Source organism: Streptococcus sp. 27098_8_74 (assembly GCF_041431705.1).
In the GTDB taxonomy this organism is placed as follows: domain Bacteria; phylum Bacillota; class Bacilli; order Lactobacillales; family Streptococcaceae; genus Streptococcus; species Streptococcus salivarius_E.
In genome coordinates this window covers 48,815-71,141 of record NZ_JAPVYF010000013.1, presented here as the reverse complement: position 1 = coordinate 71,141, position 22,327 = coordinate 48,815, and the positions used below count along the sequence as shown (strand labels likewise).

Here is a 22,327-nt window from a genome sequence, read left to right as displayed (position 1 = left end):
TAGGTCTAGCTTTTTTTGTTAAGTTATTTACTTGTTAAAAGTTTAAATTTCAGATATGATAATACTATATTTTAAATTGAGAGGTATTCTATGTCAAATTTTGCATCTGCTTTTACACCTATTTCTGTTTCTTCGGCTAAGGAGAATATTGATACAGCTGAAAAATTTATTTTATTTATTGGACGTCCTTCTTGTCCATATTGTCAACTTTTTGAACCTAAATTATCAAATGTGGCACGTAATTCAAATCTTACTATTTTCTATATTAATAGCGAAAATAGTGAAGAATTAGAAGATATTCAAGCTTTACGTAAAAGATATGGTATTGCTACAGTTCCTGCTCTCTTTGTTTCAGAAAACGGTGCTGCTAAGGTTGTATGTGACTCTTCTCTTTCTGAGGATGATATTTTAGATTTTATTTCTTAGTCTTTATGGAGGTTCTTATGTTTATTTGTAAACACGAGGTCCAGTATTATGAAACAGATCGAATGGGTATTACTCATCATTCTAATTATGTTCGATGGATGGAAAAGGCGAGAACTTTTTTTCTAAGAGAGATAGGTTGGCCTTATGAAAAAATTGAAGAGGAGGGAATTATCTCTCCTGTTACTTCAATTTCCTGTGACTATAAAGCTACTTCTACTTTTGCAGATGTAATTTCTATCGAGATTAATGTTAAAAGAGTTAAATCTGCTAAACTTACTTTTGTATACAATATGGTAAATCAAAACGGAATCCTTGTTTGTACAGCTGTTTCTGAACATAGTTTCTTGTCTAAGGACGGTGGTTTTGTCAATCTTAAAAGAGATTATTCGTCATTTTTTAATCTTTTAAAAGAGCATTCAGTTATGAAATAAAAAAGAAGAAAATCAAATCGATTTTCTTCTTTTATTCGGCAAGGAGTTTTTGATAAATTGCTAAATTTTCATCATCAAATACGTTAAATATTACTTTTTTTATTATACTTGACTCGTCAATAAAGGTTTTGACTGTTTGAATGGCGATTTTGGCAGCTTCCTGTTTTGGAAAATTGAAATCTCCAGTTGATAGACATGGTATAGCAATTGATTCAATGTTATTTTTCTCAGCTAGTGCTAATACTGAAAGATAACTTTTTGCTAAAAGATCTTCATCAATTTGTGTCGGCTGGTCTACTATTTTTGGACCTACTGTATGGATGACAAAGGCAGAAGGAAGATTGTAAGCTGGGGTGATTTTAGCCATGCCAACGGGTTCTTCATATCCTTGTTCTAAGATGAGCTCGAAACAAGCTTGGCGTAATTGAACACCTGCGTATGTATGAATAGCGTTATCTATACAATCATGAAGTGGTTTCATACATCCAAGTAAGGTTTTATTCGCTGCATTTACGATTGCATCTACTTCGAGTCTTGTAATATCCCCTTTCCAGAGGGAGATTCGATCATCTTGTGGAATGGGCTGGAGCGAACTGAGTTGTACAAATCCTCTTTCCCCTTTTCTAACTTGTAGGTAAAGGTCTTGGATTGTTAAGAATTGTGTTGATGCTGCCATTGGTTTACGTGTATTAAAGAGTGCTCTGAGAAGTTTTTGTTTTTCCTCGAGTTCTTCTGGGATAATCAAATCATGTAATTCTAGATTTTCTTTTTTGAGTTCACCTATGAGATAGGTAATCATTGCATCTTTATCCATATTTACTCATTTCTATTTTTATAGTTTTTTATTATTATACTCCCAAGACTGCCTGTGGGCAAGTGATGTCTATGATAGGTAATGACTAATATTTGATAAGAATTTTTTATGTATGTGTCAAATTCTTGCAATAGCCTTTAGAATCATATAGAATAGGTCTACAAAAGTTTTATAATGTCTAGGAGGATGATTAAATGACACAAGTAGTAACAGATGCTACATTTGAACAAGAAACAGCTGAAGGCCTCGTTTTGATTGATTTTTGGGCAACTTGGTGTGGGCCTTGCTTGATGCAAGCACCAATTCTTGAGCAACTTTCTGAAGAAATTTCAGAAGATGAACTTAAGATTGTTAAAATTGATGTTGATGAGAACCCAGAAACAGCTCAGAAGTTTGGAATTATGTCTATTCCAACTTTACTCTTCAAAAAAGATGGTGAGGTTGTTAAGCAAGTAGCAGGTGTACATACAAAAGAACAAATTAAAGCTATCGTTACCGAGCTTAGCTAACTAATCGTCACAGTCCTGTTTGGGGATTTTTACTTTTAGTTTATTCAAACGACGAGGAGAATCATATGTCTTATTCATTTCAAAATCCTAGTGATGAGGTTATAGAATCTTATTTAAAATCTGCAAAGACGATTGCAATTGTTGGTTTATCTCATCGCAAGGAGGCAGCATCTTATCAGGTTGCTCATTTTCTACAAGCTGCTGGTTATCGTATTATACCAGTAAATCCCAAACTAGAAGGTCAGGAGCTTCTAGGAGAGCATGTTTATGCTCATCTTAAAGATATCCCATTTTCGATTGATATTGTTGATGTATTTAGACGAAGTGAGTTTTTACCAGATGTTGCCTATGATTTTCTTGAAACGGATGCAACAGTTTTTTGGAGTCAAATTGGTCTTGAGAATGAGGAGGCTGAGACTATTCTTCGTCAAGCGAATAGACAGGATATTGTAATGAATCATTGTACAAAGAGAGAATATATGCGACTCTTTGTTTAATAAAATGAAAAGGTGAGTGAGCTATGCTCGCTCGTTTTTGTTATAATAAAGCTATGATTGAAATTTTTGATACGCATACCCATCTTAATGTGGATAATTTTGCAGGAAAAGAACAAGAAGAAATAGATTTTGCAGCTGAACTAGGTGTTGTTAAAATGAATATTGTTGGTTTTGATAAACCAACAATAAATAAATCTTTAGCACTATCAGAGAGATATGATCAATTATATAGTACGATTGGATGGCATCCTACGGAAGCGGGGTCCTATTCTCAGGAAATTGAGGATATGATTGTATCACAATTGGATAATCCGAAAGTTGTGGCACTTGGGGAAATCGGTTTGGATTATTATTGGATGGAAGATCCTAAAGAAACTCAGATTGATGTCTTTAAGCGTCAAATAGCTTTGTCAAAGGAACACAATTTACCTTTTGTTGTCCATACACGTGATGCACTTGAGGATACTTACGCTGTTATTAAAGAAGTTGGTGTTGGTCCTCGTGGGGGGATTATGCACTCATACTCAGGATCCCTAGAAATGGCTCAAAAATTTGTTGATCTTGGAATGATGATTTCATTTTCAGGTGTTGTAACTTTTAAGAAGGCTTTGGATGTCCAAGAAGCTGCTCAGAAGTTACCTTTAGATAAGATTCTGGTTGAAACGGATGCACCGTATTTGGCACCTGTTCCCAAACGTGGTCGTGAGAATCGTACAGGCTATACACGTTACGTAGTAGACAAGATTGCTGAGCTTCGTGGTTTAACGAGTGAAGAAGTGGCTAGGGCTACTTATGACAATGCGATGAGGATTTTTGGTCTGGATGAATAGAATAAAGATTCAAGAAGTCATCGTCGTAGAAGGTAAGGATGATACGGCAAATTTGAGACGTTTTTATGAGGTGGATACCTATGAGACTAGAGGATCCGCTATTAATGAGGATGACTTAGAGCGTATCGATAAGCTTAATGACTTACGCGGAGTAATTGTTTTTACTGACCCAGACTATAATGGTGAACGTATCCGTAAAATCATTATGGAAGCTGTTCCGACAGCAAAGCATGCTTTTTTAAACCGTGGGGAAGCAACACCAAAATCTAAGACTAAAGGTCGTTCATTGGGTGTTGAGCATGCGAGTTTTGAGGATCTTCAAAAGGCCTTATCTGGAGTTTTAGGTAGTTACGATGATGATAATCAGTTTGATATTAGTAAATCAAATCTTATGAAGTTAGGGCTACTAATGGGAGCAGATAGTCGAAAGCGTCGAGAATATTTGGGCGAGGTGCTTCGTATTGGTTACTGCAATGGAAAGCAGCTTTTAAAGCGTTTGGAATTGTTTGGAATCACATTAGAGGAGCTAGAAGAGGCTATGTCAAATTACTAGATTACCAGTGATCTTAACATCAAATCGCTACTAAGTAGCTTATTATTGAGGTTGGGATAATTAAGGGTTTGGACCTGTTTTGTGTCCAAGTATAAAAATCGTGAAAATAATAAGAAAAGAGAATAAATGAGAATTGCAGATTATAGCGTGACCAAGGCTGTCCTTGAACGCCATGGCTTTACCTTTAAGAAGTCTTTTGGACAGAACTTCTTAACAGATACAAATATTTTACAAAAAATTGTTGATACGGCAGAGATTGATAAAAGTGTCAATGTAATCGAAATTGGACCTGGTATCGGAGCATTAACAGAATTCTTAGCTGAAAATGCTGCGGAAGTTATGGCTTTTGAAATTGATGATCGGTTGGTTCCGATTTTAGAGGATACATTACGTGATCATGAAAATGTTAACGTGATTAATGAAGATGTTCTCAAGGCGGATTTACAGACACGTGTCAAAGAGTTTAAAAATCCAGAACTACCAATTAAGGTAGTCGCCAATTTGCCATATTATATTACGACGCCAATTCTGATGCATTTGATTGAGAGTAAGATTCCTTTTGCAGAATTTGTTGTTATGATGCAAAAAGAGGTTGCTGACCGCATTTCTGCAGATCCTAATAGCAAGGCTTATGGTTCTCTATCAATTGCTGTGCAGTATTATATGACCGCTAAAGTGGCATTTGTTGTCCCTCGTACAGTCTTTGTACCAGCCCCGAATGTTGACTCAGCCATTTTGAAGATGACGCGCCGTGAACAACCGTTGGTTGAAGTTAAAGATGAGGATTTCCTTTTCCGAGTGGCTAAGGCTAGCTTTGTCCATCGTCGTAAGACATTGTGGAATAATTTAACAAATCATTTTGGTAAATCTGAAGAAGTGAAAACCAAACTTGAGCAGGCTTTGGAAATTGCTGATATAAAACCTTCTATTCGTGGAGAGGCTCTATCTATTTCTGATTTTGCACACTTATCAGATGCTTTGAGTGAAGCAGGTCTATAATTCAAAAATCTCACTGAATTTCAGTGGGATTTTTAGCTATGCGGAGAAAGGGATTTGAACCCTCACGCTTGAAAAAGCACATGCGCCTGAAGCATGCGTGTCTGCCATTCCACCACCTCCGCAGATGATATGCCTATTATACTGCAATCTATTGAAAATGCAAGGAGGCTCATGGGAAATGGAAGATCAGTTTTTTTGTTCCAGAAAAGCTTTTTAATTTGTGATATAATAGGGCTATTAAACGATTGAGGAGTTCACTTGCAAGGAAGAATTATCAAAGCACTGGCAGGTTTCTATTATGTAGAGCATGATGGTGTTGTATACCAGACGCGTGCGCGAGGAAATTTTAGAAAAAAAGGACAAACACCTTACGTTGGGGATTTTGTCGAATTTTCAGCAGAGGAAAATTCAGAAGGTTATATCCTTAAAATTGGTCAACGAATCAATAGTTTAGTGCGTCCACCCATTGTCAATATAGATCAGGCTGTGGTCATTATGTCTGCTAAGGAACCGGATTTCAATAGTAATCTTCTGGACCGTTTTTTGGTTTTACTAGAGCATAAAAATATAAAACCTGTAATTTATATTTCTAAGATGGATTTGGTTGAAGATGATTCAGAAATGAAGGCCATTCAAAAACAGTATCAAAAAATTGGTTTTGATTTTGTCTTCAGTTTGGAAGAACTATTGTCGCTCTTGACTGATAAAATAACAGTCTTTATGGGACAGACAGGTGTTGGAAAATCAACCTTGTTGAACCGTATTGCCCCAGAGTTGAAGTTGGAAACAGGTGAGATTTCAGACAGTTTAGGCCGTGGACGTCATACTACAAGGGCTGTAAGTCTTTATGATGTTCATGGAGGGAAGATTGCTGATACACCAGGATTCTCATCGCTAGATTATGAAGTGGATAATGCAGAGGACTTGAGTGAAGCTTTTCCGGAAATCCGTCAAGCTAGTCATGGCTGTAAATTCCGTTCTTGTACTCATACCCATGAGCCTTCTTGCGCTGTTAAGGAAGAGGTTGAAGATGGCCAAATCTGGCAAGTCCGTTATGATAATTACCTTCAATTTTTAAGTGAAATTGAAAATCGTCGTGAAACATATAAAAAAACTGTAAAAAGAAAGTAGGTATCTCATGTCATATAAAATTGCTCCTTCTATCCTAGCTGCTGATTACGCTAATTTTGCTTCAGAACTAGCTCGTATTGATGCATCAGGTGCGGAATATGTTCACATTGATATTATGGATGGTCAATTTGTTCCTAATATCAGTTGGGGAGCAGATGTGGTTGCTAGCATGCGTAAATATAGCAAGTTAGTTTTTGATTGTCACCTTATGGTTGTTGATCCTGAGCGTTATGTGGATGCCTATGCACAAGCTGGTGCAGATATCATGACCATTCATGTTGAAGCCACTAAGCATATCCATGGTGCTCTCCAGAAAATCAAAGCTGCTGGTATGAAAGCAGGTGTTGTGATTAATCCTGGAACCCCAGTTGAGGCACTTATTCCTGTACTTGATTTAGTGGATCAAGTACTTATCATGACTGTAAATCCAGGTTTTGGTGGTCAGGCGTTCATTCCAGAAATGATGTCTAAAGTAGAGCGTGTTGTGGAGCTTCGTGAAAAAGGTGGCTATTCATTCGATATTGAAGTTGATGGTGGTGTAGATAATAACACTATTGCAGCATGTGCCAAGGCGGGGGCTAATGTTTTTGTAGCTGGCTCTTACCTCTTCAAAAATCCTGATTTGACAGCGCAAGTTCAAACGCTTCGTGATGCTATCGATGCCTAAAATAGCTTTATTTGTCGGTGGTGAGCTAGAGTGGTTCACTACCGATTTTGATTATTTTGTTGGGGTGGATCGCGCATGCTTACGTTTGTTGGAGTTAGGTTTACCTATTGATTTGGCTGTCGGAGACTTTGATTCAGTATCTCGGTCAGAGTTAAAGATGATTCAATCAGCTGCCAAAGATTGTATGATTGCTCCAGCTGAAAAGGATGATACGGATACAGAGTTAGCCTTAAAAATTATATTTCAGTTATATCCTGAGGCGGAAGTAACTATTTTCGGTGCTTTTGGTGGCAGAATTGATCATATGTTATCAAATATATTTTTGGTCAGCGATCCTGGCTTAGCTCCTTTTATGAGGCGTATCTGTTTGCGAGATAAGCAAAATAAGATTACCTATTATCCAGAAGGAAGTCATAAAGTTTTACCAGAACCCAGAATGACATATGTTTCTTTTTTACATGAAGGTGATGGAGAACTGACGATTTTGGGAGCAAAATACGAATTAACTAGTATGAATTATTTCCAAAAGAAAATCTATTCTAGCAATGAATTCGTTGATGGTCCTATTCAAGTGCTTGTGCCAAATGGATATGTGATTGTCATCCAGACTAAAGATAGGAGTTAGTATGATCTATCTACTTTCACTTTTAACTTTATTAAGCTTGGGGATTCTTATTGTTCTTTTCTTGAAGAATATGGAGTTAAAAGAACAGATTAATAAGAGTTTGGAAGAAAATGCAGATAATCTTTCAGATCAAGTTTCGTTTCAATTGGAAAGTTTTGCTAAGACAAACCAACTGGAAACAACAAAGCAATTGAATCAATTGCAGATGGAACTATATCAACAGTTGACAGATATCCGAGAGGTTTTACATCAAAATTTGTCTGATAATCGAGACCGTTCTGACCAACGTCTTGAGCAAATAAACCAAAGCTTAACCAAAGCTGTTAAAGATATGCAGGATTCCAATGAGAAACGTTTGGAACAAATGCGTCAGACAGTTGAAGAGAAACTTGAGCAAACCTTACAAACACGTTTACAAGCCTCTTTTGAGACGGTTTCAAGACAATTAGAGTCGGTTAACCAGGGCTTGGGGGAAATGAAAAATGTAGCCAAGGATGTTGGAAGTCTTAACAAGGTCCTTTCAAATACAAAAACACGAGGTATTTTGGGAGAGCTTCAATTAGGGCAAATTATTGAAGACATATTGACTGTTAATCAGTACGAGCGAGAATTTCCTACGGTATCAGGTTCAAGTGAACGAGTTGAATATGCAATCAAAATGCCAGGAAACCATAAAGATGAATATATCTACCTTCCCATTGATTCTAAGTTTCCTTTGGAAGATTACTATCGTCTGGAAGATGCTTATGAGTCTGGTAATAAAGAGGAGATTGAGAATCACCGTAAGTCACTTCTGACTAGTATTAAGCGATTTGCAAAGGATATTAACAAGAAGTATCTTAACCCACCTGAAACTACAAATTTTGGTATATTATTTTTACCGACGGAAGGACTTTATGCTGAGGTAGTACGTCAACCGGCCTTCTTTGACGCCCTTCGTCGCGAGGAGAATATTGTTATCGCAGGTCCGTCAACCTTATCAGCACTCTTGAATTCATTGTCTGTAGGATTTAGAACTTTGAATATTCAAAAGAATGCGGATGATATTAGTAAGATTTTAGGCAACGTCAAACTAGAGTTTGGCAGGTTTGGAGATATGTTAGCTAAAGCTCAGAAACAATTGAATACAGCAAGTAAAACCGTCGATAGTCTTCTTAACACAAGGAGTAGGGCAATTGTTAGAGCTCTTGATACAATTGAAACCTATCAAGACAGTGCGACACAAAGTTTGTTGGATTTACCACGATTAGAAAACGAGGACAAGCATGAAGATTAATCAAATGAAAAAAGACGAGTATTTTGAAGGTTTTTATCTGATTAAGCGTGCAGAGGTACGTAAGACAAGAGCAGGAAAGGATTACATTGCCTTTACATTCCAGGATGATACTGGAGAGATTTCAGGCAACCTATGGGATGCTCAACCTTATAATGTCGAAGAATTTACCGCAGGTAAAGTAGTGCATATGGAGGGACGTCGAGAGGTTTATAATAATACTCCTCAGGTAAACCAAATTACCTTACGCTTGCCTACATTTGGTGAGCCAAATGATCCAGCTGATTTCAAAGAGAAACCACCAGTAAATCCTTCCGAAGTACGCGAATACCTAGAGCAAATGATTTTCAAGATTGAGGAAGCAACTTGGCAGCGTGTTGTTCGTGCCCTTTATCGAAAGTATAATAAAGAGTTTTTCACTTTTCCAGCTGCTAAAACAAATCATCATGCCTTTGAAAGTGGACTAGCCTATCATACAGCTACTATGGTTCGCTTAGCGGACAGCATTGGAGATATTTATCCAGAGCTCAATAAGAGTCTACTCTTTGCCGGAATTATGCTTCATGATTTAGCTAAGGTTATTGAACTTACTGGTCCTGAAAATACTGAGTATACGGTTCGTGGAAACTTGATTGGTCATATTGCTTTGATTGATGAAGAAATCACTAAGGTGCTCATGGAGCTCAATATTGATGATACGCGTGAGGATGTCGTTGTTTTGCGTCATGTTATTCTCAGCCACCACGGACAACTAGAGTATGGTAGCCCAGTGCGACCTCGTATTATGGAAGCAGAAATTATTCATATGATTGATAATCTTGATGCCAGTATGATGATGATGACGACAGCCCTTAACCTAGTAGGTCCAGGAGAAATGACAAATCGTCTCTTTGCTATGGATAATCGTTCCTTCTACAAGCCAAAATTTGATTAAAATCGAAATTAAGCGAGCATTTTATATGAAAATGTTCGTTTTTTGCTGTATTATGGTATAATAGTTAAAAAGTACAGAAAATATAGGTAACATATGAAATTAAAACGAAGTGAACGCATGGTAGTGATTTCAAACTACCTAATTAATAATCCCTATCAATTGACAAGTCTCAATACTTTTGCAGAGCGATATGAAGCTGCTAAGTCTTCAATCTCAGAAGATGTTGCTATCATTAAAAAAGCTTTTGAGGAAAGTCAAATAGGAGAAATCGAAACAGTAACTGGTGCATCTGGCGGTGTTATGTTTACACCGACCATTTCTGATGAAGATGCAAGAAGTCTGGTTGAAGATCTTTGTAAACGTCTTTCAGAGAGTGATCGTATCTTACCAGGTGGTTATCTCTACTTATCTGATTTATTGAGTACACCATCTATTTTGAAAAATGTTGGTCGTATCATTGCTAGTGCCTTTAAGGGACAAAAAATTGATGCCGTTATGACTGTAGCAACTAAAGGAGTTCCTTTAGCAAATGCAGTAGCAGATGTCTTGAACATTCCGTTTGTTATTGTTCGCCGTGACTTAAAAATTACAGAAGGTTCAACTGTATCGGTAAACTACGTTAGTGGTTCAAGTGACCGTATTGAAAAGATGTTCCTTTCAAAACGTAGTTTGAAACCCAATAGCCGCGTCCTTATTGTTGACGATTTTCTTAAAGGTGGTGGTACCATTACGGGTATGATTAGCTTGCTTTCAGAATTTGATAGTGAGTTAGTAGGTGTAGCTGTATTCGCAGAAAATGCCAAGGGCGATCGTGATATCCATGAATATAAATCATTACTTACTGTTTCTGACATTGATGTAAAAGCACAGAAGGTAGAAGTTGAAGTCGGTAATATTTTTGACAAGTAATTAATCTACGATATTATTCCTAATTTGATGATTAGGAATTTTTCTTTTTAACAAGAAACTGTTGACAATAACTATCGAAAAATGATATTATACTAGACGGTACTTTTTACTTTTGGTCTCTCAAAAGTGTACAGAGACGTGCTGACATAAGTTGCAAAAGTACACACAGATATGGGCTGTCACCAAGTGCCATATCAACCAAAAATAAAAAAACACAGGAGAATGTAGATGCCTACAATTAACCAATTGGTTCGTAAACCACGTCAATCAAAAGTTGTTAAATCTAAATCACCAGCTTTGAACGTTGGTTACAATAGCCACAAAAAAGTTCAAACTAACGTATCTTCACCACAAAAACGTGGTGTTGCAACACGTGTTGGAACAATGACACCTAAGAAACCTAACTCAGCCCTTCGTAAATTCGCTCGTGTACGTTTGAGCAACCTTATCGAAGTTACTGCTTACATCCCAGGTATCGGACACAACCTCCAAGAACACAGCGTTGTTCTTATCCGTGGTGGACGTGTAAAAGACCTTCCAGGGGTACGTTACCACATCGTCCGTGGTGCACTTGATACTGCAGGTGTAGCTGATCGTAAACAAAGCCGTTCTAAATACGGTGCTAAACGTCCTAAAGGATAAGAAGGGAGATAAGATAAAATGAGTCGTAAAAATAGAGCGCCTAAACGCGAAGTATTGGCAGATCCATTGTACAATTCAAAAATCGTTACACGTCTTATCAACCGTGTAATGCTTGACGGTAAACGTGGTACTGCTGCAACAATCGTATACGATGCTTTCGAGCAAATTAAAGAAGCAACTGGAAACGATGCTCTTGAAGTATTTGAAACAGCTATGGACAACATCATGCCTGTACTTGAAGTACGTGCACGTCGTGTAGGTGGTTCAAACTACCAAGTCCCAGTTGAAGTTCGTCCAGAACGTCGTACAACTCTTGGTCTTCGTTGGTTGGTTAACGCATCACGTGCGCGTGGTGAACACACTATGAAAGATCGTCTTGCAAAAGAAATCATGGATGCTGCAAACAACACTGGTGCATCAGTTAAGAAACGTGAAGATACTCACAAAATGGCTGAAGCAAACCGTGCCTTTGCACACTTCCGCTGGTAATCATAAGTTTCAAGCTGAATTACAGTCATATATTCATAAGATAAGATTATGGATTTGTAATAGGCTGACTTTGAATTCAAATAATATCATTCCTATCATTTGAAAACCAGTTAAATATTAGTGAAAAACGGGTAGGTCCTGCCTATCCGTTTTTTGACAATAATGTTATAATAAATAAGTAAACTAAAATATTTATAGGAGAATAAACCTAATGGCACGCGAATTTTCACTTGCAAAAACTCGTAATATCGGTATCATGGCCCACGTCGATGCCGGTAAAACAACTACAACAGAGCGTATCCTTTACTACACTGGTAAAATCCACAAAATCGGTGAAACTCACGAAGGTGCATCACAAATGGACTGGATGGAGCAAGAACAAGAACGTGGTATCACCATCACATCTGCCGCTACAACAGCACAATGGGATGGTCACCGCGTTAACATCATCGATACACCAGGACACGTGGACTTCACAATCGAAGTACAACGTTCACTCCGTGTATTGGATGGTGCCGTAACCGTTCTTGACTCACAATCAGGTGTAGAACCTCAAACTGAAACAGTTTGGCGTCAAGCAACTGAGTATGGTGTTCCACGTATCGTATTTGCCAACAAAATGGATAAAATCGGTGCAGACTTCCTTTACTCAGTAAGCACACTTCACGATCGTCTTCAAGCAAACGCTCACCCAATCCAATTGCCAATCGGTGCTGAAGATGATTTCCGTGGTATCATTGACTTGATTAAAATGAAAGCTGAAATCTATACTAATGACCTTGGTACAGATATTCTTGAAGAAGATATTCCAGCAGATTACGTTGATCAAGCAAACGAATACCGTGAAAAATTGATCGAAGCAGTTGCTGAAACTGACGAAGATTTGATGATGAAATACCTTGAAGGTGAAGAAATCACTAACGAGGAATTGAAAGCAGCTATCCGTCGTGCAACAATCAATGTTGAATTCTTCCCAGTTCTTTGTGGTTCTGCCTTCAAGAACAAAGGTGTTCAATTGATGCTTGATGCGGTTATCGATTACCTTCCAAGCCCACTTGATATCCCTGCAATCAAAGGTATCAACCCAGATACAGACGAAGAAGAAACTCGTCCAGCATCTGATGATGAGCCATTTGCAGCTCTTGCCTTCAAGATCATGACTGACCCATTTGTAGGTCGTTTGACATTTATCCGTGTTTACTCAGGTATCCTTCAATCAGGTTCATACGTAATGAACACATCTAAAGGTAAACGTGAACGTATCGGACGTATCCTTCAAATGCACGCTAACAGCCGTCAAGAAATTGAACAAGTATACGCCGGTGATATCGCTGCTGCTATCGGTTTGAAAGATACTACAACTGGTGACTCATTGACTGATGAAAAAGCTAAAGTTATTCTTGAGTCAATCGAAGTTCCAGAACCAGTTATCCAATTGATGGTTGAGCCTAAGACTAAAGCTGACCAAGATAAGATGGGTATCGGTCTTCAAAAACTTGCTGAAGAAGATCCAACATTCCGTGTTGAAACTAACCCTGAAACTGGTGAAACAGTTATCTCTGGTATGGGTGAACTTCACCTTGATGTCCTTGTTGACCGTTTGAAACGTGAACACAAAGTTGAAGCAAACGTAGGTGCTCCACAAGTATCATACCGTGAAACATTCCGTGCAGCTACACAAGCACGTGGATTCTTCAAACGTCAATCTGGTGGTAAAGGTCAGTTTGGTGATGTTTGGATTGAATTTACTCCAAATGAAGAAGGTAAAGGTTTCGAATTCGAAAATGCTATCGTCGGTGGTGTGGTTCCACGTGAATTCATCCCTGCAGTAGAAAAAGGATTGGAAGAATCTATGGCTAACGGTGTCCTTGCTGGATACCCAATGGTTGACATCAAAGCTAAACTTTACGATGGTTCATACCACGATGTCGATTCATCTGAAACTGCCTTCAAGATCGCTGCGTCTCTTGCACTTAAAGAAGCTGCTAAGACTGCACAACCAACTATCCTTGAACCAATGATGCTTGTAACAATCACTGTTCCTGAAGAAAACCTTGGTGATGTTATGGGTCACGTTACAGCTCGTCGTGGACGTGTTGATGGTATGGAAGCACATGGTAACAGCCAAATTGTTCGTGCATATGTTCCACTTGCTGAAATGTTCGGTTATGCAACAACACTTCGTTCTGCAACACAAGGACGTGGTACATTCATGATGGTATTTGACCACTATGAAGATGTTCCTAAATCAGTTCAAGAAGAAATCATCAAGAAAAATTCTGGTGAAGCTTAATTAGAACTTATAAAGTTAAGGTACTTATGAAAGTAAGTGCCTTTTCTGTTTGCAATTTTTTGAAAAAAATTATATAATATGACTGTTGAAAGGTTGAGTTGAAAGCGCTCAAGTTAATCTTTTCACAATAGGGAGAGCTTGCTCTCAAAATTATATTTATTTGATTTTCATAAGGAGGAAATCACTAATGGTAGTTAAAGTTGGTATTAACGGTTTCGGTCGTATCGGTCGTCTTGCTTTCCGTCGTATCCAAAACGTAGAAGGTGTTGAAGTTACACGCATCAACGACCTTACAGATCCAGTTATGCTTGCACACTTGTTGAAATACGACACAACTCAAGGTCGTTTCGACGGTACTGTTGAAGTTAAAGATGGTGGATTTGAAGTTAACGGTAAATTCGTTAAAGTTTCTGCTGAACGTGACCCAGAACAAATTGACTGGGCTAACGACGGTGTAGAAATCGTTCTTGAAGCAACTGGTTTCTTTGCTAAGAAAGATGCTGCTGAAAAACACTTGCACGAAGGTGGAGCTAAGAAAGTTGTTATCACTGCTCCTGGTGGAAACGATGTTAAAACAATCGTATTTAACACTAACCACGACATCCTTGACGGTACTGAAACAGTTATCTCAGGTGCTTCATGTACTACAAACTGCTTGGCTCCAATGGCTAAAGCATTGCAAGATAACTTCGGTGTTAAACAAGGTTTGATGACTACTATCCACGCTTACACTGGTGACCAAATGATCCTTGACGGACCACACCGTGGTGGTGACCTTCGTCGTGCACGTGCTGGTGCTGCAAACATCGTTCCTAACTCAACTGGTGCTGCTAAAGCTATCGGTTTGGTTATCCCAGAATTGAACGGTAAACTTGACGGTGCTGCACAACGTGTTCCAGTTCCAACTGGATCAGTTACTGAATTGGTGGCAGTTCTTGAAAAAGACGTTACTGTTGATGAAGTGAACGCAGCTATGAAAGCAGCTTCAAACGAATCATTCGGTTACACTGAAGATCCAATCGTATCTTCAGATATCGTAGGTATTTCTTACGGTTCATTGTTTGATGCAACTCAAACTAAAGTACAAACTGTTGATGGTAAACAATTGGTTAAAGTTGTTTCTTGGTACGACAACGAAATGTCATACACTTCACAACTTGTACGTACTCTTGAATACTTCGCGAAAATCGCTAAATAATTCAATTGTATAAAAAGAAGAGCTTCGGCTCTTTTTTTATTTCTCAAAATAATAAAACAGCCGTATAAATTGGCTGTCATAATCTTAGTGGTATTGTGATTTATGAATAAGCTAGAAGGAATTCCAAATAAGTAGAAAGAGCATGACACAACCCCAGGAGTTTTTATTGTGTTTTTGAATGGCTAGCATACCATAAATTAGTATAAAAACGGTAAGTGCTTCAAATAAGGTATAGATATCAAAACCAATGATTCCATGGATAAGAAGGCAAAAAATCGCACAAGTTATTGCTCCACTATCTAACCAAGAGTAAGGAGATGGAAAACGTATGCGTATCTTTTCAGCGATGACTACATAGTTAAATCCTTCCCAGAATCCCCAAATAAGACAGATGAATAGGTATGCTAGGATATTACTAGGAAATGATTGTATCATTACTTCTTTTGTTAATTGTATTGATTGAAGAGGTAGATAGGAATGAATCTGGTGAGTAACTACTTTCAATATGATAAGTGGTAAGGCTATAAGAAGAGATTGAAAAAGGGTAGGAACTAGTTTTTTTGTGATTAATCTAAAGTATCTGAAAGATTCTTTACGATAAAGCATAACAGTGCTGGTTCCCAAGCCTGCAATGGCAAATTGACAACTGGCTAATAAGATTAATCGAAGCCATAGTGGTACTAAGGTTTGGTTAGTGTAGGAAAAAAGAGTTGGTTTAAAAGTAAGAAAGAGTAGAAGAGGAACAAGGGTAAGAATGAGGATTACATTTAGATCATAGTCAGCTTGTTGCTGCCTATTGTTTAGTTGTTTTTTCATAGCTTTTTTACCTTTCTATTTTGATTATATGATAAATGTATTATACTAGCAATAAGCTAGAAATCCTTCTGATTTTGCTATCTCTTTTATTGATTTTGTGATATAATTAACACGTAAAAAAAAAGAAGGAGTCATATCTAATGGCAAAATTGACTGTTAAAGACGTTGACTTGAAAGGGAAAAAAGTTCTCGTTCGTGTTGACTTCAACGTACCTGTAAAAGATGGCGTGATCACTAACGATAACCGTATCACTGCAGCTCTTCCAACTATCAAGTACATCCTTGAACAAGGTGGACGTGCAATCCTCTTCTCTCACCTTGGACGTGTTAAAGAAGAAGCAGACAAAGAAGGTAAATCACTTGCTCCTGTAGCTGCTGACTTGGCTGCTAAATTGGGTCAAGAAGTTACATTCCTTCCAGGTGTTACTCGTGGTGCTGAATTGGAAGCAGCGATTAACGCTCTTGAAGATGGACAAGTTCTCTTGGTTGAAAACACTCGTTTTGAAGATGTTGACGGCAAGAAAGAATCTAAAAATGATCCTGAACTTGGTAAATACTGGGCATCACTTGGAGATGGTATCTTTGTAAACGATGCATTCGGTACAGCTCACCGTGCACACGCATCTAACGTTGGTATCTCAGCAAACGTTGAAAAAGCTGTTGCTGGATTCCTTCTTGAAAACGAAATTGCCTACATCCAAGAAGCAGTTGAAGCTCCAGAACGTCCATTCGTGGCGATCCTTGGTGGATCAAAAGTATCTGACAAGATCGGTGTTATCGAAAACTTGCTTGAAAAAGCTGATAAAGTCCTTATCGGTGGTGGGATGACTTACACATTCTACAAAGCACAAGGTATCGAAATCGGTAACTCACTTGTAGAAGAAGACAAATTGGATGTCGCTAAAGCTCTTCTTGAAAAAGCAAACGGTAAATTGATCTTGCCAGTTGACTCAAAAGAAGCAAACGCATTTGCTGACTACACTGAAGTGAAAGACACTGAAGGTGAAGCAGTAGACCCAGGATTCCTTGGTTTGGATATCGGTCCTAAATCTATCGCTAAATTTGACGAAGCTTTGACTGGTGCTAAAACAGTTGTATGGAATGGACCAATGGGTGTATTTGAAAACCCTGACTTCCAAGCTGGTACAATCGGTGTAATGGACGCTATCGTGAAACAACCAGGCGTTAAATCAATCATCGGTGGTGGTGACTCAGCTGCCGCAGCTATCAACCTTGGTCGTGCAGATAAATTCTCATGGATCTCTACTGGTGGTGGTGCTTCTATGGAACTTCTTGAAGGTAAAGAACTTCCAGGATTGGCTGCACTTACTGATAAATAAGTCTATTAGAATGATAAGAGTTGGGAAACCAACTCTTTTTTGTGTCATCTCATTGAGTGTTTGATAGAGGCTAAAACTATTATTGGAAAGTAAGTTTCTCTCTAAAAATTGGCGATTATTAGTTAGAACTTTGCAGTAACATACTGTATAAGTAGCCAAATGGTTCATAATCATGTTAAAATGGTAAAATGGGATTGAAATTTGAACCGAAAAAATTTAAATTTGGTATGCGTACACTTAAGACGGGACTTGCTGTCTTTCTTGTTTTAGGTCTTTTTTCTGCTTTAGGTTGGGAAGGGCTTCAGATTGGTTGTTTGACAGCAGTCTTTAGTCTTCGAGAAAACTTTGATAGAAGTATTCAGTTTGGTAAATCACGTATTTTTGCGAATACGGTTGGAGGTCTTTTGTCGCTATTATTTTACTTTGTGAATATGTGGTTTCATCATTCAGTTTGGGTGACCTTGCTATTGGTTCCAATTTTGACAATGTTAACGATTGTCATTAATGTGTCTTTTAATAATGCTTCTGGTGTTATTGGAGGGGTGGCTGCACTTTTGATTATTACCTTGTCTATTCCGCCTGATAATACCTTTACTTATGTTATTGCTAGAGTCTTTGAAACTTTCTGTGGAGTCTTTATAGCAATCCTTGTCAATTATGATTATGATTGGCTACTTAAACATTTAAAATAAGAATGATAGGGTTCTATTGGACTCTATTTTTTATGATTTTTCGATAAAATCCTTAAATTAGAGCGAATACACAATGTAATGTTCGGGAATTGCTTGTTGTGTAAGAAAAAGTAACATAAACTGTTGACATGTAGAAATATTCAGAATATAATTGTTAGGAAAGGAGGATAATCATGGCAAGAGAGAAAGAATTAAGGCGTTCTCTAGCTGTTTTTCCGATTGGAACAGTTATGAAGTTGACGGATTTAACCGCTCGTCAAATTCGTTACTATGAAGATCAAGGTTTAATTCAACCTGAACGTACAGCTGGAAATCGTCGGATGTACTCATTAAATGATATGGATCGTTTATTGGAAATCAAAGATTTTTTGGATGATGGTTACAATATTGCAGCGATTAAACATGAGTACGAAGAGCGTGAAGTTCGTGCCCAACAAAAACAAGTGGCTTTAACAGATGCGGACGTTCGACGTATCTTGCATGATGAACTCCTTCAGCAAGGCCGTTTTACGACCCCGTCACAACAATTTGGTAACTTGCGTATCTAATTACGCTTTGAACTTTTATTTTTGGTTTTTATAAAGGAGACCCCTATTATGGCAATCACAGCAGCTGATATTCGTCGCGAAGTCAAAGAGAAGAATGTTACTTTCTTGCGTTTAATGTTCTCTGATATCCTTGGTGTTATGAAGAACGTTGAAATTCCTGCGACAGATGAACAGTTGGATAAGGTACTTTCAAATAAAGCTATGTTTGATGGTTCATCAATCGAGGGATTTGTTCGTATCAACGAATCTGATATGTATCTTTATCCAGATCTTGATACGTGGACAGTTTTCCCTTGGGGCGATGAAAATGGTGCAGTAGCTGGTCTTATTTGTGATATCTATACTTCTGCGGGTGAACCATTTGCTGGTGACCCTCGTGGTAACTTGAAAAAAGCTTTGCGTCATATGGAAGAAGTTGGTTATAAATCATTTAACCTTGGACCAGAACCAGAATTTTTCCTTTTCAAATTAGATGAGCAAGGTAATCCTACGCTTGAAGTTAACGATAAAGGTGGTTATTTTGACCTTGCACCAACTGACCTTGCAGACAACACACGTCGTGAAATCGTTAATGTGTTGACAGAAATGGGATTTGATGTTGAGGCATCTCACCATGAAGTGGCGGTTGGTCAACATGAAATCGACTTCAAGTATACAGATGTTTTGAAGGCTTGTGATAATATCCAAATTTTCAAATTGGTTGTTAAGACAATCGCTCGTAAACATGGTCTTTATGCGACATTTATGGCGAAACCTAAATATGGTATTGCTGGTAGCGGTATGCACTGTAACATGTCTCTCTTCACTGAAGAAGGAAATGCATTCTTTGATCCAGAGGATCCACGTGGTATGCAATTGTCTCAAGACGCTTACTACTTCCTTGGTGGTTTGATGAAACATGCATACAACTATACTGCAATTATTAACCCAACAGTTAACTCTTACAAACGTTTGGTTCCTGGATATGAAGCTCCTGTATATATTGCATGGGCAGGTAGCAACCGTTCACCATTAATCCGCGTTCCTGCGTCTCGTGGTATGGGTACACGTTTGGAATTGCGTTCAGTAGACCCAATGGCAAACCCATACTTGGCACTTGCTGTTCTTTTGGAAGCTGGTCTTGATGGTATTATTAACAAGGTTGATGCTCCAGATCCAGTTGAAACAAACATTTACTCAATGTCTCCTGAAGAACGTAAAGAAGCAGGTATTATTGATTTGCCATCAACACTTCGTAACGCTCTTAAAGCATTGGAAACAGATGAAGTGGTTCGTCAAGCTTTGGGTAATCATATCTATACAAACTTCCTTGATGCGAAACGTATGGAATGGGCAAGCTATGCTACCTTTGTTTCACAATGGGAAATTGATAACTACTTGGACATTTATTAAGGAATTAAATTTGAAAATCAGGTTATGCCTGGTTTTCTTTTTCTTCTAAATTTATTAAGTTCTTGGACAAATTACGTAGTTTTAACTGAGCTGTTTTCTTTTGTCATATTTCTTTATTCCCCCTTAATCGCATTAAAATATGAGAGTGTTAAACTAATTCCATATTAATCTTATTCAGGGGGAAATATGAAAACTACAAAAAAAGCTGCTTTGGCAGCAGCCTCAAGTGCATTATTGCTCGGTCTTACAGTCGCACAAACAGTTAATGCTGATACTTATACAGTTCAAAATGGAGATTCATTCTTCGGGATTGCTAGTCAGTATGGTGTAGATCCTTATCAATTAGCAGCTGAAAATGGCATGACTATTTGGTCAACAATTGTTCCTGGTGGAAGCTTGGAAGTTTCAGGAGCTACTACGGCAGTTGAAGAAACAACAGAAGTTTCTTCTTCAGAGGTAACAGCTACTGATTCAGATGCTACTTGGAATCGCTATCCAGTTGGTCAATGTACATGGGGTGTTAAGGAAGTCGCTCCATGGGCAAGTAACTGGTGGGGTAATGGTGGTGATTGGGCCGGAAGCGCTGCTAGCCAAGGTTATGCTGTAGGTTCAACACCTGTGACAGGATCAATTGTATGTTGGACTGATGGTGGTTATGGTCACGTTGGTTATGTAACACAAGTTGGTCAAGATGGTCAAATTCAAATCTTGGAGTCAAATTATCAAGGTCAACAACAAATCAATAACTATCGTGGTTGGTTTGATCCACAAAATTCACTAACACCAGGTTCAGTATCTTACATTTATCCAGGTGCATAAAACGGAAAGAAGCGCTTATAGCGCTTTTTTACTTACTGAAGGATTGTGTATTGGACTAGATTTAAACTTAAAAAATGGTAGCTAGATGGCTACCATTTTTTTATGGCTCTATAATTTCTGTAGTGGGTAAAACCACTGTAGAGATTATAGAGCTTTTTGAGTGTAAACAAAAAGTCCCATAAGAACTATAATGAAAAGCAACCAAACCATCATTAGGAAGAACTTATGAGACTTATTAAGAATACCACAGAATTAATCGGAATTAAAGACCAAAATATCAAGATTTCACTTGTTTTCGAAACTGACACTCATATCGAGATTCAAGCAAAACTCGATTACCCTGCACCACCATGCCCTCATTGCCATGGAATGATAATCAAGTACGACTTTCAAAAACATTCTAAAATCCCTCTTCTCGAACAAGCTGGAACTCCAACACTACTACGTCTGAGGAAACGTCGCTTCCAGTGTAAAGTGTGTAAGAGAGTAACGGTGGCTGAAACCTCAATCGTTGAGAAAAACCACCAAATCTCCAACCTTGTCCGACAAAAGGTTGCACAACTTCTAACTGAGAAGGTATCACTAACGGATATTGCCAGAAGACTTCGTGTATCGACGTCCACTGTCTATCGTAAACTTGACCAGTTTACTTTCAAGGAGCATTATGGCAAGCTCCCAGCTGTTATGTCTTGGGATGAGTTTGGGTTCAAGAAAGGTGAACTCGCTTTTGTGGCGCAAAACTATGAGACCAACAAACTCATAACCATCCTTGATAATCGCCGTCAAACCACGATTCGAAACCACTTTTTGAAGTACCCATTGAAAGTTCGACAAAAGGTACAGTTTATTACAATGGATATGTCAGGAGCCTATATCCCACTAGCTCGCAGACTTTTCCCAAACGCCGAAATCATTATTGATCGTTTCCACATCATCCAGCACCTTGGTCGAGCCTTTTTAAAGACAAGAATTGCGATTATGAACCAGTTCGATAAGAAGTCTCTACCCTATCGAGCCTTGAAAAATCACTGGCAACTCTTTCAAAAGGACAGCCGTAAGTTATCTCTCAATTCTTTCTATTCAAAGACTTTCCGTCAAACCTTAAGTCCACATGAAGTTGTTGGGAAAACACTAGATTTTTCAGAAGAGCTTACCGACTACTATACACTTTATCAGCTCTTACTTTTTCACTTTCAGGAGAAGAGAGTAGATGAGTTTTTTGAGTTAATAGAGGAGAACATGAGCAAGGTCAATCACTACTTTCAAACGGTCTTTAGGACTTTTCTTAGACACAAGCAATACATCAAGAATGCGCTAGAAACAGACTATTCAAACGCAAAACTTGAAGCAACTAATAAGTTGATTAAAGACATCAAACGGTTGGGCTTCGGTTTTAGAAACTTCATCAACTTTAAGAAACGTGTCTTCATCATTCTGAACATAAAAAAAGAGAAGACCTATCAGGTCCTCTCTAGATGTTAGCTTTTCGTCACCCACTAC

24 protein-coding genes, 1 tRNA gene and 1 pseudogene are annotated in these 22,327 nt (G+C 38.1%); 23 read left to right on the top strand and 3 right to left on the bottom strand.

Annotated elements, in window-relative coordinates:
* Positions 1-90: 90 nt before the first annotated feature.
* A complete protein-coding gene (locus O3670_RS06735; protein WP_060971720.1) occupies positions 91-426 on the top strand; it encodes a DUF6568 family protein in 336 nt (111 codons plus the stop codon).
* A 17-nt stretch (positions 427-443) separates the two neighbouring features.
* A complete protein-coding gene (locus O3670_RS06730) occupies positions 444-857 on the top strand; it encodes an acyl-CoA thioesterase (protein ID WP_073685468.1) in 414 nt (137 codons plus the stop codon).
* Positions 858-888: 31 nt separating this feature from the next.
* Here O3670_RS06730 and O3670_RS06725 read toward each other — a convergent pair whose 3' ends face one another.
* Complete coding sequence (locus O3670_RS06725) at positions 889-1,671, bottom strand: protein-ADP-ribose hydrolase (protein WP_073685467.1); 783 nt, start codon at positions 1,669-1,671, stop codon at positions 889-891.
* Between the two features lie 194 nt (positions 1,672-1,865).
* On the opposite strand from O3670_RS06725, the gene trxA reads away from it, so the two are divergent.
* The 5 genes from trxA to rsmA all read left to right on the top strand — a co-directional run bounded on the left by trxA (position 1,866) and on the right by rsmA (position 5,059).
* On the top strand, positions 1,866-2,180 hold the full coding sequence (trxA, locus tag O3670_RS06720) for a thioredoxin (RefSeq protein WP_371595919.1): 315 nt from the start codon (positions 1,866-1,868) through the stop codon (positions 2,178-2,180).
* 65 nt (positions 2,181-2,245) lie between these two features.
* Positions 2,246-2,677: a CoA-binding protein gene (locus tag O3670_RS06715; protein WP_371595918.1), complete on the top strand. Its 432-nt coding sequence runs from the start codon at positions 2,246-2,248 to the stop codon at positions 2,675-2,677.
* Between the two features lie 53 nt (positions 2,678-2,730).
* Entirely contained in the window at positions 2,731-3,507 is a 777-nt protein-coding gene (locus O3670_RS06710) for a TatD family hydrolase (RefSeq protein ID WP_037599169.1), read from the top strand.
* Positions 3,500-4,060 (top strand): ribonuclease M5, encoded by a 561-nt coding sequence (gene rnmV, locus O3670_RS06705; RefSeq protein WP_037599066.1) that lies wholly within the window; start codon positions 3,500-3,502, stop codon positions 4,058-4,060. Before O3670_RS06710 ends, rnmV begins: the two co-directional genes overlap by 8 nt.
* A gap of 126 nt (positions 4,061-4,186) precedes the next feature.
* Positions 4,187-5,059, top strand: a complete 873-nt coding sequence (gene rsmA, locus O3670_RS06700; RefSeq protein ID WP_371595917.1) for a 16S rRNA (adenine(1518)-N(6)/adenine(1519)-N(6))-dimethyltransferase RsmA — start codon at positions 4,187-4,189, stop codon at positions 5,057-5,059.
* 39 nt (positions 5,060-5,098) lie between these two features.
* Here rsmA and O3670_RS06695 read toward each other — a convergent pair.
* A tRNA-Leu gene (locus O3670_RS06695) sits at positions 5,099-5,181 on the bottom strand.
* A gap of 136 nt (positions 5,182-5,317) precedes the next feature.
* Between O3670_RS06695 and rsgA the strand changes: the two genes are divergently transcribed.
* From rsgA to gap, 10 genes are all read left to right on the top strand, one after another.
* Positions 5,318-6,190: a ribosome small subunit-dependent GTPase A gene (gene rsgA / locus O3670_RS06690; RefSeq protein ID WP_371595916.1), complete on the top strand. Its 873-nt coding sequence runs from the start codon at positions 5,318-5,320 to the stop codon at positions 6,188-6,190.
* Between the two features lie 7 nt (positions 6,191-6,197).
* Entirely contained in the window at positions 6,198-6,857 is a 660-nt protein-coding gene (gene rpe / locus O3670_RS06685; RefSeq protein WP_021147468.1) for a ribulose-phosphate 3-epimerase, read from the top strand.
* On the top strand, positions 6,850-7,482 hold the full coding sequence (locus tag O3670_RS06680; RefSeq protein ID WP_371595915.1) for a thiamine diphosphokinase: 633 nt from the start codon (positions 6,850-6,852) through the stop codon (positions 7,480-7,482). The genes rpe and O3670_RS06680 overlap by 8 nt, the downstream gene beginning before the upstream one ends.
* A gap of 1 nt (position 7,483) precedes the next feature.
* A complete protein-coding gene (locus tag O3670_RS06675; RefSeq protein WP_021143595.1) occupies positions 7,484-8,758 on the top strand; it encodes a DNA recombination protein RmuC in 1,275 nt (424 codons plus the stop codon).
* On the top strand, positions 8,748-9,689 hold the full coding sequence (locus O3670_RS06670) for a 3'-5' exoribonuclease YhaM family protein (RefSeq protein ID WP_002884679.1): 942 nt from the start codon (positions 8,748-8,750) through the stop codon (positions 9,687-9,689). The genes O3670_RS06675 and O3670_RS06670 overlap by 11 nt, the downstream gene beginning before the upstream one ends.
* A 93-nt stretch (positions 9,690-9,782) precedes the next feature.
* Positions 9,783-10,598: a pur operon repressor gene (gene purR / locus O3670_RS06665; protein WP_002891918.1), complete on the top strand. Its 816-nt coding sequence runs from the start codon at positions 9,783-9,785 to the stop codon at positions 10,596-10,598.
* A gap of 228 nt (positions 10,599-10,826) precedes the next feature.
* Positions 10,827-11,240 carry a 30S ribosomal protein S12 gene (rpsL, locus tag O3670_RS06660; RefSeq protein ID WP_002884809.1) on the top strand — a complete coding sequence of 138 codons (414 nt, stop codon included), beginning with the start codon at positions 10,827-10,829 and terminating at the stop codon, positions 11,238-11,240.
* 18 nt (positions 11,241-11,258) lie between these two features.
* Entirely contained in the window at positions 11,259-11,729 is a 471-nt protein-coding gene (gene rpsG, locus O3670_RS06655) for a 30S ribosomal protein S7 (protein WP_002884746.1), read from the top strand.
* 211 nt (positions 11,730-11,940) lie between these two features.
* Entirely contained in the window at positions 11,941-14,022 is a 2,082-nt protein-coding gene (gene fusA, locus O3670_RS06650) for an elongation factor G (protein WP_002891917.1), read from the top strand.
* 187 nt (positions 14,023-14,209) lie between these two features.
* A complete protein-coding gene (gene gap, locus O3670_RS06645) occupies positions 14,210-15,220 on the top strand; it encodes a type I glyceraldehyde-3-phosphate dehydrogenase (RefSeq protein ID WP_002884461.1) in 1,011 nt (336 codons plus the stop codon).
* A gap of 111 nt (positions 15,221-15,331) precedes the next feature.
* On the opposite strand, the gene O3670_RS06640 is transcribed toward gap, so the two are convergent.
* The gene (locus tag O3670_RS06640) at positions 15,332-16,036 is read right to left on the bottom strand and encodes a hypothetical protein (RefSeq protein WP_037602717.1); all 705 of its coding nucleotides are present in this window, start codon (positions 16,034-16,036) and stop codon (positions 15,332-15,334) included.
* Positions 16,037-16,176: 140 nt separating this feature from the next.
* Between O3670_RS06640 and O3670_RS06635 the strand changes: the two genes are divergently transcribed.
* The 6 genes and pseudogenes from O3670_RS06635 to O3670_RS06610 all read left to right on the top strand — a co-directional run bounded on the left by O3670_RS06635 (position 16,177) and on the right by O3670_RS06610 (position 22,302).
* The gene (locus O3670_RS06635) at positions 16,177-17,376 is read left to right on the top strand and encodes a phosphoglycerate kinase (RefSeq protein ID WP_371595913.1); all 1,200 of its coding nucleotides are present in this window, start codon (positions 16,177-16,179) and stop codon (positions 17,374-17,376) included.
* Between the two features lie 188 nt (positions 17,377-17,564).
* Positions 17,565-18,068, top strand: a complete 504-nt coding sequence (locus O3670_RS06630) for an FUSC family protein (protein WP_037602725.1) — start codon at positions 17,565-17,567, stop codon at positions 18,066-18,068.
* Positions 18,069-18,241: 173 nt separating this feature from the next.
* Complete coding sequence (locus O3670_RS06625) at positions 18,242-18,616, top strand: MerR family transcriptional regulator (protein WP_008535631.1); 375 nt, start codon at positions 18,242-18,244, stop codon at positions 18,614-18,616.
* A 48-nt stretch (positions 18,617-18,664) separates the two neighbouring features.
* Complete coding sequence (gene glnA / locus O3670_RS06620) at positions 18,665-20,008, top strand: type I glutamate--ammonia ligase (protein ID WP_037602734.1); 1,344 nt, start codon at positions 18,665-18,667, stop codon at positions 20,006-20,008.
* Positions 20,009-20,194: 186 nt separating this feature from the next.
* Positions 20,195-20,827, top strand: coding sequence for a CHAP domain-containing protein (locus tag O3670_RS06615; protein WP_002891908.1), 633 nt, complete (start codon positions 20,195-20,197; stop codon positions 20,825-20,827).
* 225 nt (positions 20,828-21,052) lie between these two features.
* Positions 21,053-22,302: pseudogene (locus O3670_RS06610) on the top strand (ISL3 family transposase).
* Positions 22,303-22,327: the final 25 nt, after the last annotated feature.

Bases quoted from the DNA above. Each gene is read 5' to 3' on its own strand.
- rnmV (WP_037599066.1), top strand. From the start codon at position 3,500: ATGAATAGAATAAAGATTCAAGAAGTCATCGTCGTAGAAGGTAAGGAT.
- O3670_RS06670 (WP_002884679.1), top strand. From the start codon at position 8,748: ATGAAGATTAATCAAATGAAAAAAGACGAGTATTTTGAAGGTTTTTAT.
- O3670_RS06730 (WP_073685468.1), top strand. From the start codon at position 444: ATGTTTATTTGTAAACACGAGGTCCAGTATTATGAAACAGATCGAATG.
- gap (WP_002884461.1), top strand. From the start codon at position 14,210: ATGGTAGTTAAAGTTGGTATTAACGGTTTCGGTCGTATCGGTCGTCTT.
- O3670_RS06615 (WP_002891908.1), top strand. From the start codon at position 20,195: ATGAAAACTACAAAAAAAGCTGCTTTGGCAGCAGCCTCAAGTGCATTA.
- O3670_RS06725 (WP_073685467.1), bottom strand. From the start codon at position 1,671: ATGGATAAAGATGCAATGATTACCTATCTCATAGGTGAACTCAAAAAA.
- purR (WP_002891918.1), top strand. From the start codon at position 9,783: ATGAAATTAAAACGAAGTGAACGCATGGTAGTGATTTCAAACTACCTA.
- O3670_RS06710 (WP_037599169.1), top strand. From the start codon at position 2,731: ATGATTGAAATTTTTGATACGCATACCCATCTTAATGTGGATAATTTT.
- rsmA (WP_371595917.1), top strand. From the start codon at position 4,187: ATGAGAATTGCAGATTATAGCGTGACCAAGGCTGTCCTTGAACGCCAT.
- trxA (WP_371595919.1), top strand. From the start codon at position 1,866: ATGACACAAGTAGTAACAGATGCTACATTTGAACAAGAAACAGCTGAA.
- rpsG (WP_002884746.1), top strand. From the start codon at position 11,259: ATGAGTCGTAAAAATAGAGCGCCTAAACGCGAAGTATTGGCAGATCCA.
- O3670_RS06680 (WP_371595915.1), top strand. From the start codon at position 6,850: ATGCCTAAAATAGCTTTATTTGTCGGTGGTGAGCTAGAGTGGTTCACT.
- O3670_RS06675 (WP_021143595.1), top strand. From the start codon at position 7,484: ATGATCTATCTACTTTCACTTTTAACTTTATTAAGCTTGGGGATTCTT.
- glnA (WP_037602734.1), top strand. From the start codon at position 18,665: ATGGCAATCACAGCAGCTGATATTCGTCGCGAAGTCAAAGAGAAGAAT.
- O3670_RS06735 (WP_060971720.1), top strand. From the start codon at position 91: ATGTCAAATTTTGCATCTGCTTTTACACCTATTTCTGTTTCTTCGGCT.
- O3670_RS06715 (WP_371595918.1), top strand. From the start codon at position 2,246: ATGTCTTATTCATTTCAAAATCCTAGTGATGAGGTTATAGAATCTTAT.
- O3670_RS06635 (WP_371595913.1), top strand. From the start codon at position 16,177: ATGGCAAAATTGACTGTTAAAGACGTTGACTTGAAAGGGAAAAAAGTT.
- fusA (WP_002891917.1), top strand. From the start codon at position 11,941: ATGGCACGCGAATTTTCACTTGCAAAAACTCGTAATATCGGTATCATG.
- rpe (WP_021147468.1), top strand. From the start codon at position 6,198: ATGTCATATAAAATTGCTCCTTCTATCCTAGCTGCTGATTACGCTAAT.
- rpsL (WP_002884809.1), top strand. From the start codon at position 10,827: ATGCCTACAATTAACCAATTGGTTCGTAAACCACGTCAATCAAAAGTT.
- O3670_RS06640 (WP_037602717.1), bottom strand. From the start codon at position 16,036: ATGAAAAAACAACTAAACAATAGGCAGCAACAAGCTGACTATGATCTA.
- O3670_RS06625 (WP_008535631.1), top strand. From the start codon at position 18,242: ATGGCAAGAGAGAAAGAATTAAGGCGTTCTCTAGCTGTTTTTCCGATT.
- O3670_RS06630 (WP_037602725.1), top strand. From the start codon at position 17,565: ATGGGATTGAAATTTGAACCGAAAAAATTTAAATTTGGTATGCGTACA.